Source organism: Cobetia sp. MM1IDA2H-1 (assembly GCF_002916775.2).
GTDB lineage: Bacteria > Pseudomonadota > Gammaproteobacteria > Pseudomonadales > Halomonadaceae > Cobetia > Cobetia marina.
This window is the reverse complement of the sequence record NZ_CM133225.1, coordinates 541,462-556,186: the sequence shown is the minus strand read 5'-3', so window position 1 is coordinate 556,186 and position 14,725 is coordinate 541,462. Positions and strand designations below refer to the sequence as shown.

The window sequence follows — 14,725 nt, the reverse complement described above, 5'->3', positions numbered from 1 at the left end:
CGTTGCCCATCAGGTGTCGGGACAGAGTGACTCGCCCTACATCAGCTCCCCGACCAGCACATAGCCATTGAGCAGGATGATGATCGCCGCCACCAGCATGCCGATGGCCGTCACCCAGTGCCGATTGACCAGGTCCCCCATCAGGCGGCGATTGGCGGTGAACATCAGCAGCGGCACCAGCGCGAAGGGAATCCCGAAGCTGAGTACCACCTGGCTTGCGACCAGCACCTGCTGCTCCGGCAGCCCCATCAGGATGATGGCGATGGCCGGTGCCATGGTGATCACGCGGCGCAGCCACAGCGGAATGCGGAAGTTGACGAAGCCCTGCATCACCACCTGCCCGGACAGGGTGCCGACGATGGACGAGGACAGCCCCGCCAGCAGCAGCGTGAAGCCGAAGATCAGGCTCGCGGCATTCTGGCCCATCAGCGGCGACAGCAGCTTGTAGCTCTCGGTGATGGAAGCCACGCCGGTCTCACCATTGCCATGGAAGACCTTGGCGGCCAGCACCAGCATCGCCATGTTGATCAGCCCCGCCAGCGCCATGCCAATGATCACATCGAGACGGTAGTAACCCATCACGCGACGACGCTGACCGCTGTCACGCACCCGGATGCGGTTCTGGGACAGCGCGGAATGCAGGTAGATGACATGCGGCATCACGGTGGCACCCAGGATACCCGCCGCCAGGAAGATGGCATGGCTATCCGGGAAACCTGGTGTCAGCAGGCCGTAGATGATCGGTTCCACCGGCGGACGACTGAGGATGATCTCGAGCAGGAAGCCCGCCGACACCGCCAGAATCATCGCCCCGATGATCATCTCCATCATGCGGAAGCCGTAGCGCTGCATCACCAGCACCGCGTAGGTGATGGCACCGGTCAACAGCGCCCCTTCCAGCATGCTGAGCCCGAACAGCAGATTGAAGGCCAGCGCCGCGCCGAGAAACTCGGCCAGATCGGTGGCGATGGCCACGATCTCCGCCTGCACCCAGAAGGCCCAGACCACCGGGCGCGGGAAGCGCTCACGGATGACTTCCGCCAGATTCTTGCCGGTGGCCAGCCCCAGCCGGGCGGACAGGGTCTGGATCAACATCGCCATCAGGTTGGCCCACAGCACCACCCACAGCAGGGTATAGCCATAGCGGGAGCCGGCCTCGATGTTGGTCGCGAAGTTGCCGGGGTCGATGTAGGCGACGGCGGCGATCATCGCCGGGCCGAGAAACGGCAGCGCGCGACGCAGGCGCCCCGCAAGGGACAGAGGGGATGCGGTGCGCACACCGCCGGCAGCAGAGGCTTCACCTTCACTGCCCAGCGACATGCTGGCGGCATGACGTACGGATTTATCGGACATGATATTCAGCATGGGGGGGAAACCTGCCAGATCAATGGCCCGCGAACAGAGAAAGGAGATGCGGGATGTCATGACACGAGCATACATGCTAAATACGATTAGTTCTCATTAAAATTCAGCGCGGTAGCTGATAGTCTTCTTCAATCCCTCCTGCCTCTTCCTTCCCCGCGAAGGCTAACGACAATGGATCAACAGCTGGCGCAGGCGCAGCGGCTTGACCGGCTTGAGCAGGAACCCGAAGCCGAGCGCGCGTGCCCTGGCCTTGAGCGGCGCCGAATGGTCTGCGCTGATCACCACCACCGGCAAGTCTGGCCAACGCTTGCGCAGGCGTTGTGCCTGCGCCAGACCATCGGGCTGCCCGTCACCCAGCTGATGATCGACGATCAAGACCTCCGGCGCGGCCAGCGCCTGCTGCAACAGCACCTCGGCGGTATCGGCGCAGTGGACACTCGCGCCCCAGCCCTCGAGCAATGACTGCATGCCGGCACATACCTCCCGATCATCCTCGACCACCCAGATAACGGTATCGAGCAGCGGCTGCGCGAGCGGTGGCGGACAAGGCTGGCCGGGAGAAGGCGTGTCAGCCGCCGGGCCCACCACATTGGCAGGCTGTCGAATCGGCACGCGCACCGCGAAGGCGGCACCGCGCCCCGGGGTGCTGGCCAACGACAGGGGGTGCTCCAGCAGGCCGGTGATGCGCTTGACGATCGCCAGTCCCAGCCCGAGGCCGCGCTGCTCGTTGTCCTGGCGCGGTGCGAGACGCCGGAATTCCTGGAAGACCACCTCACGCTGATGCTCGGCGATGCCGGGGCCGTTGTCGGCCACCGTGATCTCCAGCCAGTCACCGCGCCGGCGACACCCCAGCAGCACGCGTCCGCGCGTCGAGCCATCCGGGACATGGCGCAGGGCATTGCTCAGGAAATTGCGTATCACGCGCGCCAGTAGCTGCAGATCTGACTCGACGCTCAGTTGACTGGCCACGTAGTGCAGCTCCAGCCCACGGGCAGCGCCCAGTTGACGATATTCCTCGGCGAGCACATCCAGCAGCTCACGCACCGGGAAGGTGGCGACATCTGCCGTCAGCACGCCGGCATCCAGCCGCGAGATGTCCACCAGCGTGCCCAGCAGGCTCTCGACATCGGCCAGCGAGCGCCCCAGCCGCGCCACCAGCTCGCTCGGCGAAGCGTCGCCCGGCGTGGGGTCATCAAGTGCCAGCCTCGCCAGTTGCTCTTCCAGGGCGCTTGCGAACAATCGGGCGGCATTCAGGGGTTGCAGCAGATCATGACTGATGGCGGCGAGAAAGCGCGTCTTGGAGTGGTTGGCCGCCTCGGCGGCGGCCTTGGCGGCGGTCAGACGTCGATTGAGTGCCCCCAGTTCATCGAGGGTGCGGTGCAGGGTGTCGGTACGCTCGCGCACCTGATCCGCCAGCAGGACGGCGTGCTCGAAGGCGGCGTAGGGCGCGCTCGGTGAAGGGCTGCTGGATTCGACCCGCTCGATCAGGGCGGCGTTGATCTTCTCCAGCTGGCGATTGCGCGCCTTGAGGGCGGCGAGTTCAGCGCTCAGGCCGTCCTTTCGGGAATCTGTCAGCGGCGTATCAGGCGCCATCCTGTCCTCCCGTGCCATCGGCCGCGAGACGGCGCTGGCCGATCACCACGCCGGTGAAGGTCTGGTTGATGTGCATGCCGTGATGCTGCTCACCGTAGGTATTGAAGCCGATCACCCGGTGATGCCTGAGCAGACGCGAGGCCTCTGCCTCCAGCCCCAGCGCCTCGATCTCCATGCGCCGCAGGAAGCAGTCACAGCCGATGGTCAGCGCGGGCGGCCCCAGGCGCGCCTCCACCTCGGCCAGCCGCTGCTCGAGCTGCGCGAGAATCGGCGTGGCCTGCATGGCAGTGAGCACGATGCCGGTCTCCACCGCGCAGTAGAAGCTCAGGCTGGCATCGGCATTCACGCGCTGGATGGAGCGCACGTAATGCGCCTCACCGATGCGCACCGCCAGCGGGCAGCGCGCGAAGACCGCCTCCTCCAGCGCCTCGGGCGCGACACCGGCCAGCCGCGCATACTCCTCGGCGGCGGGCTCGGCATTCAGCTCCAGCACGCGGCGTGAATCGCGGTCCACCGCCGTCACCACCAGCTTGTCGGCCAGCGGTGTGAGGTGGTGCGTACTGATGACCTCGAACGGAAGCCGCGTATTGATCACTACCACGACCGCCGCCTGATCATGGAAGACCCCGTCGGCGTAGACATAGGTATGCGCCAACCGGTTGTCGTCCCCGGCGGAGCCACCGAAGGCGGGAATGCTGCCCAGCGCTGCATCCAGCGTCGCCAGTACCTGCTCCTCGCTGCTCGAGAGGCCGTCGAGCAGCGTCAGCGCGAAGCTGTTGCCCATCACCGGCGCCACGGCCTGCTCGCGACAGCGCGCCAGCAGCTCATCACTCAACGTCTGGGCACGCGGAAGGTCGAAACCGCTCAGATCATCGATCAACACCTGCGCCAGCGCGAAGTCGCTGCGCGCCAGGCCGATGGCGGTGATGGAGCCGCGCGCATAGCCCTCGGGCGTGATCTCGCCGGCGGTGGTGCAGCCACTCACCGCTACCTCACCGAAGGCATCGGCCAGCGCCTGACCCAGTGCCGGGAGGGGATAATCCGCCGAGCAGAAGAACAGCACCCCGCCGAGCCGCTGGCGGCCACCGAGCGAGTCATCAAGCTTTCGGGCCAGCTCGGCCACCGCCGCCTGCGGGTCCTTGAGCTGGCTGGCCGCCGTGGCCAGCGGTACGGCTATCATCTCGCTCTGTGGCTGCGGCCTTCCCTTCACGCGACTGCTGACATCCGTCATGTCCCCTCCTCCTGTCGAGCGCAGCGGGGCCTGACCTGACGATCATCCGCCGGCGTCCGGTCTAGAGCACCAGCCCGCTGGCTCTCACCACGCGTCGTTCAATGGCGCCTTCCAGCGTCTCGCGGCGGGTGCCCGCCAGCGTGACCCGCGACTTGGCCCGCGTGATGCCGGTGTAGACCAGCTCGCGAGTCAGAATCGGATTGGCACCCTCAGGCAACACGAATACCACATGGCGGAACTCGGAACCCTGCGACTTGTGGACCGTCATCGCAAAGACCGTCTCCACCGCCTCGAGACGTGACGGCAATACCGCGCGCACGCCACGGTGGAAGCGCTGGATCTCGGTGTCCTGCCCATCACGCTCGGCGTCTGACGACACCTCCTCCTCGACCGGGAAGAACACGCGCAGGCGTCCCCCGGCGGCGGGGTCCGACAGGGTGATGCCGACATCGCCGTTGTAGAGCCCCAGCGCGCGATCATTGCGCGTCACCATCACCGGACGCCCGGCGTACCAGCCGCGTTCCTCGGCGATCAGCCCACGGCGCATCAGCACCCGCGCCACCCGCTGGTTGAGGCCATCGACCCCATAGGGGCCACGGCGCAGCGCGCACAGCAGCTGAAACTCGAGCAGCAGATCGATCACCTCTCGTGCCGGGCGCCGCTCACGCACGGCCTCCAGCGCCGGGCGATAGCCATTGACCACCAGCGTCTCCAGATCGCGGTCCTCCGGGCCGCTGAGCTTCAGCCAGGCGATATCGCTGTAGCCTGTCTTCCAGGCGTCGCGCAGCGCCTGGCGGTCTCCGGCATTGCAGGCACGCGCCAGGGCACCGATACCGCTGTCGGCGGAGAAGCGGTAGCTCTTCTGCAGCACTACCACGTGATCGGCGAGTCGGCCGCGGTCTGCCGTGTCCTGCGTCTCCGAGACATCCGGCGTGGCGATGGCCTCATCCAGCGTTTCGCCAGTCAGGCGGGCGAGGTCTGCACACACTGCCGGTGAGTAACGCGGCGGCAGCGCATGCTCGCAGAGATCGCCCAGCACGGCGCCGGCTTCCACCGAGGCCAGCTGGTCCTTGTCGCCAAGCAGAATCAGGCGGGCGTGGGCAGGCAGCGCGCCGAGCAGTGCCGCCATCAGGTCGAGATCGACCATCGAGGCTTCATCCACCACCAGCAGATCCAGCGCCAGCGGGTTGCCAGCGTGATGGCGGAAGTGGCGCGAATCCGGACGCGCGCCCAGCAGGCGGTGTACGGTACTTGCCTCACGCGGGATGGCCGCGCGCACCGCGTCTGGCACCTCGAGCTTCGCCACCGCGCCGCGGATCGACTCCGACAGCCGCGCCGCCGCCTTGCCGGTCGGGGCGACCAGGCGGATATCCAGCGCCCGCCGCTCATGCGGTTGGGCTGTCTCAGCGCTCTCCAGCTCGCCCTCTACACCGTCAGCGCCACCCGCCAGCGCCTGAGCCTGCAACAACGCCAAGAGGCGCGTGACGGTGGTGGTCTTGCCGGTGCCGGGGCCGCCGGAGATCACCGTCAGGCGCTGACGCAACGCCAGGGCGCAGGCCAGCTTCTGCCAGTCCGGGTCGCCGTGGGGGTCCGGCTGATTGCTGGCGAACAGCTCACGCAGGCGCTCGCCCAGGGCATCGCTGACCCGCGTCTCGCCCTCCTCGCTCGGTCCCATCCGCGCACGCAGCCCCGCCGCGACTTCACGCTCGGCCTGCCAGTAACGGCGCAGATAGAGGCGCTCGCCCACCAGCACCAGTGGGCGCAGCGGCAGATGCCCCGCCGGGGAATCGGCCTGCGCCAGCACGCTGACCAGCCGCGATGCCGCCAGCTGCTCGGCCCAGCGGCCGGCATCGAGATCCGCCAGGAAGGCCTCCGGCAGGGCCACGCTGACCTCGGCCAGATGCGCCTCGGACTGCTCCAGCGGTGGCAGCGACAGGGTCGCGCGTGGCTCGGCCAGCGCCCGCGACAGCGACAGGCACACATGTCCGCGCCCCAGCTGGTGGCTGGCCAGCGCGGCCGCCAGCAGCACGCTGGCCGGGGCCTCAGGCACATGACGCGCCATGAAGCGCACCAGATGGGCATCGACACGCCTGAGCCAGCCCAGCTCCACCCATAGGCCGAGCGTGGCGAGCAGGGTGTCGGCAGTCGGGGCGTCAGGGGCAGCGCTGAGCTGCTGCGTTTCCAAAGGCGTGGCGTCAGACATCGAAGGCCCCCTGCTGGCCGCTTTGCGTAAGTGGCGAGGTGTCGGTGGTGTTGAGGAGCAGGCTATCCAATGCGGAGCTGTCGCCGCCCAGCCAGAGATCCAGCGCCTCGATCAGCGCCTGTGATGGCCTGCGCTGAAAGACGCCGGGCGTCGCTGTCCCTTCAAGGGGCCGGCCGGACGTCGCTGTCTCTTCAAAGGGCTGGCCGAGCGTCGCCGTGGCTTCATCCACCGCAAGCGCGGGTGAGTCACCGCCGGCATCCAGGCCGCGCAGGAAGACATACAGCACCCCGCCCATGCAGCGCTCGTAATCGTAGTCGTCGCCGAGGCGCGCCTTGAGCAGACGATGCAGCGCGAGGGTGTAGAGCACGTATTGCAGGTCGTAGCGGTGCTCGACCATCGCGCGGGCCAGCGACTCGCCAAGATAATCCTCGGGGCGCTCGCCCAGATAGTTGGATTTCCAGTCCAGCACATACCAGCGGCCGCCGGACTGGAAGGTCAGATCGATGAAGCCCTTGAGCATACCGTGCATGCGGCGTGGCGCGAGCCTGGGCCGCGAGCGCGGCAACGGCTCCAGCGCGGTGACCACGGCATCCAGCGGCAGACTGCGCGCATGGACAGCGGGCAGCCAGAATTCCAGCTCCGGCAGCCAGGCCTCCAGCCGGTTGAGCAGGATAGGCTCGCCCTCGAAGCCCTGCAGCGGGCGGGTCAGCGCCTGCTCCAGCCAGTCGGTGAGGCGCGGTTGCCAGCTGGCATCGAAGCCACCGAAATGCAGCCGCGAGCCCACCAGCCGCTCAAGCTCGCCGCGATAGTCATCCGCGCCGAGACGATCGAGATCCACCGCCTCCAGCAGGCCGTGCAGGAAGGTCCCCGGGCGCGGTCCGCGCGGGAAGTCATGCAGATGGATCTCGCCCACCGTCATCGGCAGTCCGCCGGCCAGCAGCGGGCCGGACTGTCCTGCCACCTCGCGGTCCGGGCGCGTCAGGCCCTGCTCGCCCTCTTCCAGCGCGATCTCGGTGGCGCCCTCGGGCACGCGATCATCCGCGGCATCGGCGGTGTCTTCCAGCGCCGCCGTCACCTGACGGGCATCGGTAAGCAAGGCGGTGTAGGAGGCGATCCACCAGTCATCCTCGATGCCGCCCGCGAAGTGGCGCGCGCCGTGGAAGTGCTGATCGCGCTCCGCCGGTGGCTGATATTCGTGGCCTGCTGGTGCGGGCAGGCCGGAAACGCGCGCCAGGCCGGCAGACTGCTGATCACACCAGCCATGCAGCGCGGCCTCGATGGCGCTGGCCTCGATGTCCGGGGTATCACTCAGGCCGAGCAGGTAGCCGACGGCGGTGGACGGCAGGCTCAGCTGCTTGCTGAAACCGCCCTTGCCGATGGGCGCCAGCCCCAGCCAGCAGGCGAACTTGGGACGCGTCAGCGCCACGTAGAGCAGACGCACGTCTTCCATCAGCCGTGCATGGTCGGCCGCCGCGATGGCCTCCTTGGAGGGCTTCTTGACCAGGATGCTGTCATCGAGCGCGTCATTCTCCTGATCGACTCTCCGAGCAGACACTTCCTCGTTATCGTCTTCCTCGTCAGCGCCTCCTTGGTCATCACCTCCCACGTCAGCCGAAGCCAGCCAGCGCTGCTTGAGGGTCAGCAGGCCGAAATTCCTGTCCGGCTCGGCGGCGCGGAAGCTGGCCATGAACGGCAGCAGCACGATGGGATACTCAAGCCCCTTGGACTTGTGGATGGTGACGACGCGCACCAGCCCCTCATCACTTTCCAGTCGCTGACTGAGGCTGTCGCTGTCCAGCGCTTCATGGCCCGACTCCAGCGCCTGATGCCACCAGCGCAGCAGCGCCTGCTCGCCATCGAGGCGCTGGGCGGCATTCTGGGCCAGCTCGCCAAGGTGCAGCACGTCGGTCAAGGCGCGCTCGCCCCCGGCGCGCGCCGCCAACCGCTCACCGACCCGGAAGTCGCGCATCACGCCGCGCAGCATCGGCAGCACACCGCGCCGCTGCCAGTCGCGGTGGTAGCCATCGAAGCGCTCGACTTCACGCTCCCAGGCCAGCTCATCCACCGCGAGGCGCTCGACCAGCGAGAGGTCATCCGCCAGCAGGCGTGTCGCCAGCGCGGCGCGCAGACGACGGTCATCCCGCGGATGGGCGACAGCCTCGTACAGCTGCAGCAGCTCGAAGGCCTCCGGCGTGTCGAACACCGAGCTCTTCTCGCTCAGATAGACGCTGCGGATACCGCCTTCGGCAAGCGCCCCACGCACCGCTGCGGCCTCGCGCCCGTTACGTACCAGCACCGCGATATCGCTGGCGGCCACGCCACGCGGCGTCGCATCTCCCGCGTCCATGAACACCAGCCCCGGCTCGCCCGCCGCCAGGCGTTGTTGACCCTCGAGCAGTGTCTGGATCTGGGTGCGGCAGGCGCGACTCATGTCGCGGCGATGCGCATCGGCGCTCAGGCGCTCACCGTTGGCCCACCACAGATTCAGTGCACAGGCGGCCTCTTCGCGGCCATCCGGATGCCGCAGCACCAGCCGGGTGCGCGTGCCCTGGGCCTCGACTGGCTGGAAGGGAATGTCCTCACTGCCGAAGGGCGCGGCATGCTGGGCGAACAGCGCATTCACCGCCGCCACCATCGCGGCGCTGGAGCGGAAGTTGCGCGGCAGGGTGAAGCGCGAGGGGGTGACCTGGCGCGCCGCCAGATAGGTGTCGATATCGGCGCCGCGGAAGGCGTAGATGGCCTGCTTGGGGTCACCGATCATCAACAGCGTGCTGGGTGTCTCGTCAGCATCGTCGCTGTCAGTAGCGTCAACGTGCTGCTCATCGAGCGGCCCATCGCGCGAGCCATCGCCCGCCGTCTGTGGATAGATGCGCCGGAAGATGCGGTACTGGACCGGGTCGGTATCCTGGAATTCATCGATCATCGCCACCGGCAGTTCCTGACGGATCTGACGCGCCAGACGCTGGCTGGCCTCGCCATTGAGCGAAGGGTCCAGCGCGTGGTCGAGGTCATTGAGCAGGTCCGAGAATTCCCAGAGTCCCAGACGGCGCTTCTCGCAGATCAGGGCGCGGGCGACGCTGTCACGCGCGTGCACGGCGACCTGATCCAGCAGCACGGCGTCCGGTGCCGGCACCTCGGCCAGCAGGTCCAGCGCCGCGAAGAAGGGGTGACGCGGCGTCTGGCAGTTCTTCTTGGTGCCCTTCTCGAGCTTGGCCTGGCTCAGCCAGCACAGCTTCTTGCTGTCGAGCATGTCGGCGGCGAAATCGTGCTCGCCGCTGGCCAGCCAGGCGGCTGTCGCCGCCAGGCGCGGCTCCAGCTCGGCCTCTTTGTAGCTGTTGCCGTTGAGCGCCTTGCTGGCGAAGGCCTCGCCCATCACCGCGCGGATGGCCGGCTCATCGAAGCTATCCTCGACGCCGCGCCGCGCGGCCTGTTGTTGCTGACGCCACTGTTCGGCATTGCCGAGCAGCTCGCTCAGGTCTTGCGGGGCCTCAAGACATTCACCGTCGCGATACAGCGGGCGTGGCATGCCGTCACGCAACAGGCCGCGCAGTTCCTCTCCCAGTGCTTCCGGGCCGGCCCAGCGCCCACGGATCAAGGCCTGCCACTCGCGAGCCAACGGGTAGAATTCGCAGCGCCAGTAATCCTCGACGCAACGTGTCAGCAGCGACTGACCATCCTGCAGCAACTCGGCGCCGAAGCGTCCGCCGGCATCGAAGGCATGCCGACTGAGCATGCGCTGACAGAAGCCGTGGATGGTGAAGATGGCGGCGTCATCCATCAGGCGCGCGGCCTGATCGAGGCGCCGCGCCGCCGCGGCCTTGAGGCGCGATGCGTCCTCGGCAGGTGAGGATGTCAGCAGCGACGCGAGCAATTCAGCCAGGATCGGATCAGGACTGGCACGCCCCAGCAGCGCCTCACGCGCCTGCTTGAGGCGCGCGCGAATGCGGTCACGCAGCTCTGCGGTGGCGGCTTCGGTGAAGGTCACCACCAGAATCTCCGGCGGCGTCAGCGGACGCGGATAGCTCACGCTGGCCGCCTGCCCGGGCAAGGGCCCGAGCACCAGCCGCACGTAGAGCGCGGCGAGGGTGAAGGTCTTGCCGGTGCCGGCACTCGCCTCGATCAGATGCTGACCGAGCAGCGGCAGCGTCGGAATATCGAGGGCTTGGCCCTGCTGGCTCTGATCCATCTCGTCACTCATTGCCGCTTCCTTGTCCTGAGCGATGCCACTCCTTACGCCACTCTCCACACCGCGCATGTCTTCCCCTCTGATATCGCTCATGGCTGCGCCTTCCCGGTGGCAAGCTCCACCGCGCGCTCGCCGAGAATGCCCTGACGCACGCCGATCATGCTCTCGATCAACGGCTGATAGAGCTGCACGCTGTTGAGCACGCCGCCCGCACGGGCGAAGGCATCGAACTCCGGCCACAGCTCGCCCAGCGCGCCTTCCTGACGCCTGAGCGCCTGGGGGCCCTTGAAGATGTCTTCCGTGAAGCGGGTTTCCATGGCGCGCGACAGGCTGTCGGCAAGCCAGGGCTTGTGGATGGCGGCCAGCGCCGTCTCAAGCGTTGGCGTGCCGTCAGCGGCCTGCGCCTTGAGTGCGCCGAACAAGGCACTGCGATCCTCCTCGCCCACTACCTCCCAGAGGGTGGTCGCCAGTTCCAGCGCGGCGGCCAGCGGCGCCTGCCAGCCCTGGGCATACGCCTTGACGAGATGGCGCAGCGCAGCTTCGGCCTGCTCGATGCGCAGCGCGGGGAACAGCAGCCAGCGGTCCTCGAACACCGCCAGCCACTGATAGCCTTCACGGCGCGTGCCCTGATCACCCGCCACCTCCCCGAGGCCGGGGCGCGCGTTGGCCATCAGCCAGTCGAGATAGCCGGCCAGCAGACGATGCGGCTTGCCGAGCTTCTTGTAGCGGCCCTCCTTGCCGGGCTTGAGGGTGCCGAAGTGGGTCGCCTCCAACGTGGCCAGCAGGCGGCTCTCGCCCTCGGCGTCATCGCGCAGTTGCCGACGGCTGATCAGACGCGTGGTGAGCGTCACCCGCAAGGGCCTGCCGTCCTCATCCTGCATGATCAGCGGTACCTCGAGGGTGCGCGGCGGCAGCGAGGTGGCATCGCTGAGCTGATCGCGCCAGCTGGCCAGCTGCTGATCGAGACGCTTGAGGCGCGGTTCGATCAGCGCATCGGCAAAGCCCAGCGCCGGCAGGCGCCCGGCCCGGCGCAGACGTTCGGCGGCCAGCGGCAAGGATTGTCCGGTGAGCGCGGCGTCCAGCAGCTCGCGGGTCAGGGTGAAGTTCTCCAGCCCGTCGGGGGCGAAGGGTTCGTTGTCCTCATCCGGCACCTCGGCATCGCGGAAGCGCACGCCGACGCGGTCCAGCCCCAGCTGCCAGGGGCGACGCAGGAAGCGCGCCAGCGAGTCCGCGCCGAGACGCAGATGGGACTCCGGCGCCTGCTCCACCAGCTGCTTCAAGGCGGCGGCCCCCGCCGCGCTCGCCTGACTGGCCTCGCGTTGATTCGCCGGGGACGCCCCTGAGGTTGGAGCCTGATCCGCCGCGCGATACAGGCTCGACCAGCTGGCGTCATAGCTGAACAGATCGACGGCCGCTGCCTGGGAGGCATGGAAATAACGCCGCGAGAACGGCTGCAGCGGGTGCTCGGTGATCAGGCGCTCGCGCAGCGCCGCCTCCCGCGAACGCTTGGCGGAGTGCGGCTGCTCGGGCTCCCAGCCCAGCTCGATGTAGTCGAGCAGTTCACCGACCAGTACCGAGGGCGGCCGTTCGCCGTTGTCGCGCTGGTCACGCCCGACCCACGAGATCGACAGGCGATCCCGCGCCGCCAGCAGCGCCTCCAGGAACAGGTAGCGATCATCGTCACGCCGTGAGCGGTCTCCCGGTTGGGGGCGGCTGGCCATCAGATCGAAATCCTGCGGCATGCGCACGCGCGGGTAGTCACCATCGTTCATGCCCAGCAGGTGCACTTCGCGGAAGGGAATCGCACGCATCGGCATCAGGGTGGCGAAGTTGACCCGACCGGCAAGGAAGCGCTGGGCGAGACCGCCGCTGTCAAGCTCGCCACGCAGCGCCTCGCGCACCACCTTGAGCGACAGACAGCCATCGAAACCGGCCTGCTGCCAGCCCTTGTCGAGGCGGGAAAGCGCCGCCTGCAGACGCGCCAGAATGTCGAATTCCTCGGCACTGTCCGGGCTGAGGCTCTCCTCCCACAATCGCTGCAGCGTAGTCGCCCAGTCCGCTGGCGTACGCGAGGTGTCCAGCCAGCGGCGCCAGCGATCCAGGCTCTCGATCAGCTCGCCGACCTTGCCTGCCAGTTCGGCCTCGAGACCGGCCACTTCATCGAAGGGCACCACGCCATCGAAGCTCAGGCCGTTCATGTCGACAAGGCCATCCATCAGGCCGTCCATCAGGTCGGCGCTCTGCTCACCTTGTATTGGGGAGCCGGCCGCCGGGGCCCCGGTGGCGTAGCCCAGCAGCATGCGCTCGAGCCCGAAGCGCCAGCTGTTCTCGTCGAGGGGCATGAAGCCGAGCTGCTCACGGTGCTCACCGGAGAGTCCCCAGCGCACGCCGCTGTCGGCTAGCCAGCGCCGCAGGCGCTCGAGCTCGCCCTCCTCGATGGCGAAGCGACGCCGGAAGGCGGCGACATCCAGTGCATCCAGCACCTCGCTGACGCCGAGGCGGCGCTCCGGCAACTCCAGCAGCATCAAGACCAGTCCGAGCAGCGGATTGGCCTGACTGGCCACCCGGTCGGCGATGGTGAAGGGAATATGGCGCGGATTGCCCGGCGGCAGCTGACCGAAGACCGCCTCGATATAGGGGGCATATCGGTCGATGTCCGGCACCATCACCAGGATGTCGCGCGGCCGCAGCGGTTCGCCCTCCCCCTGCCTGGCCGCCTCGTGGGCACGTTCGAAGGCCGCCAGCAGGCGGTCATGCAGAATCTCGACTTCACGCAGCGCCGAGTGGGCGCTGACCAGACTGATGGAATCATCTTGCGCCTCCAGCCTGCGAGGTCTTCCCTCGGCCAGGGCGCGCTCGCCGGGATGCACCAGCTCGAGAATCTCATCCTGGATCTGATGCAGCAGCGGTGCCTGCTCGGGCGGCGTATCCTCGCTGATGCTCGGCACGAAGACGTCCAGTTCGAGATCGAAACCGCTGTCGCGCCCGGACAGCGCGCTCTCGAATTCATACAGATTGACGATGAAGTCACGCCCCTGGGCACCCAGCCCGGCCAGCAGCGGATTGGCCTTGAGGTGCAGCTCCTCCTCCGCCAGCCCGGTCAGCGCCGGTGCCTCGGGGTGACGGGCACGCTGTCGCGCGACGCGCTCGCTGTCCATGCGCAGGCTGTCGGCTCTCATACTGCGCCGCACGGCTTCGCGGTCGGAGACGATATCGCCCCAGTAATGACGGCAGGGATTGGTGATCATCAGGTAGATGTCCATCACCCCGGACAGCGCATGCAGCGCATCCAGCGTCTGCCCCGGCAGTGCCGAGATGCCGAACACGAACAGGCGTGGCGGCAACGGGTGGCGGCGTGATGAGGGCAGTGATTCCAGCGCGCGCGCGGCCGCGACGAAGCGACCATGCAGAGCGGCACGGTGATGTTGTCGGCTGCTGGGCGGCGCATCCGCCAGTACCGCGCGCCACAGGGCCGGCTGCCATTTCTGGCTGGCGGGCAGGTTGTCCGGCAGCAGATTGGCGGGCAGCTCGCCTGCGGCCTGCTGACGCGCGAAGGCATCGCGGAAGTTGTCATCCTCCAGCCCGCTCTCCCAGCTGCGCACCCACTCGGGGCGATAGTTGAGGTACTGATCGAAGAGATCCGCCAGCTGGCAGGCCAGCTGCCACTGCTGACGCTCTGCCTCCGGCCCCTCGGGCAGTGCAGGCAGGGCACCCTCATCGACTGCCTCGATCAGCTGGCCACGCTCATCGCGACACAGGTAATCCCTGAGCGGCGCATAGCATTCCGCCTGGGATTCATCGGCCAGCAGGCCCGGCAAAAGGCGCAGCAGACGCCAGGCAAGCGGGCCCTTGTCGAAGGGTGACAGCTCCGGAATCTCGTCGCCCAGCACGCCACCCAGGACCCCGCGATAGGCACGCCACACGAAGCTTGAGGGCAGTGGAAAATCGACCGAGGCAGCGATGCCATCGGCCTCGGCCAATGACAACCTCAGCCACTGGGCCATGCCGTTGGACTGGACGAGAAAGGTTTCCGGCACCAGCGGAGGCTGGGGAGCGGCCTTGATCACCTTGAGCGCCAGATCGCGCAGATCCTCGAGGTGATTGGCGTGAAGAACGGTAAACATGCGGGCATCCTGCTGGCAAAGCC

6 protein-coding genes are annotated in these 14,725 nt (G+C 67.7%); all 6 read right to left on the bottom strand.

Features of this window, described 5'->3' with window-relative positions:
* Positions 1 to 36: 36 nt before the first annotated feature.
* The 6 genes from BOH68_RS02415 to recC all read right to left on the bottom strand — a co-directional run bounded on the left by BOH68_RS02415 (position 37) and on the right by recC (position 14,702).
* A complete protein-coding gene (locus tag BOH68_RS02415; protein WP_240499598.1) occupies positions 37 to 1,353 on the bottom strand; it encodes an Nramp family divalent metal transporter in 1,317 nt (438 codons plus the stop codon).
* A gap of 174 nt (positions 1,354 to 1,527) precedes the next feature.
* Positions 1,528 to 2,958, bottom strand: a complete 1,431-nt coding sequence (locus BOH68_RS02410; RefSeq protein ID WP_077379185.1) for a hybrid sensor histidine kinase/response regulator — start codon at positions 2,956 to 2,958, stop codon at positions 1,528 to 1,530.
* Positions 2,948 to 4,138 (bottom strand): nitric oxide-sensing protein NosP, encoded by a 1,191-nt coding sequence (nosP, locus tag BOH68_RS02405; RefSeq protein WP_077379395.1) that lies wholly within the window; start codon positions 4,136 to 4,138, stop codon positions 2,948 to 2,950. The genes BOH68_RS02410 and nosP overlap by 11 nt, the downstream gene beginning before the upstream one ends.
* Before the next feature lie 112 nt (positions 4,139 to 4,250).
* Complete coding sequence (recD, locus tag BOH68_RS02400) at positions 4,251 to 6,392, bottom strand: exodeoxyribonuclease V subunit alpha (protein WP_077379183.1); 2,142 nt, start codon at positions 6,390 to 6,392, stop codon at positions 4,251 to 4,253.
* Positions 6,385 to 10,671: an exodeoxyribonuclease V subunit beta gene (gene recB / locus BOH68_RS02395; protein ID WP_077379181.1), complete on the bottom strand. Its 4,287-nt coding sequence runs from the start codon at positions 10,669 to 10,671 to the stop codon at positions 6,385 to 6,387. The genes recD and recB overlap by 8 nt, the downstream gene beginning before the upstream one ends.
* Positions 10,668 to 14,702: an exodeoxyribonuclease V subunit gamma gene (gene recC / locus BOH68_RS02390; RefSeq protein ID WP_170877480.1), complete on the bottom strand. Its 4,035-nt coding sequence runs from the start codon at positions 14,700 to 14,702 to the stop codon at positions 10,668 to 10,670. Before recC ends, recB begins: the two co-directional genes overlap by 4 nt.
* Positions 14,703 to 14,725 lie beyond the last annotated feature (23 nt).

Bases quoted from the DNA above. Each gene is read 5' to 3' on its own strand.
- BOH68_RS02410 (WP_077379185.1), bottom strand. From the start codon at position 2,958: ATGGCGCCTGATACGCCGCTGACAGATTCCCGAAAGGACGGCCTGAGC.
- recD (WP_077379183.1), bottom strand. From the start codon at position 6,392: ATGTCTGACGCCACGCCTTTGGAAACGCAGCAGCTCAGCGCTGCCCCT.
- nosP (WP_077379395.1), bottom strand. From the start codon at position 4,138: ATGATAGCCGTACCGCTGGCCACGGCGGCCAGCCAGCTCAAGGACCCG.
- recC (WP_170877480.1), bottom strand. From the start codon at position 14,702: ATGTTTACCGTTCTTCACGCCAATCACCTCGAGGATCTGCGCGATCTG.
- BOH68_RS02415 (WP_240499598.1), bottom strand. From the start codon at position 1,353: ATGTCCGATAAATCCGTACGTCATGCCGCCAGCATGTCGCTGGGCAGT.
- recB (WP_077379181.1), bottom strand. From the start codon at position 10,671: ATGAGCGATATCAGAGGGGAAGACATGCGCGGTGTGGAGAGTGGCGTA.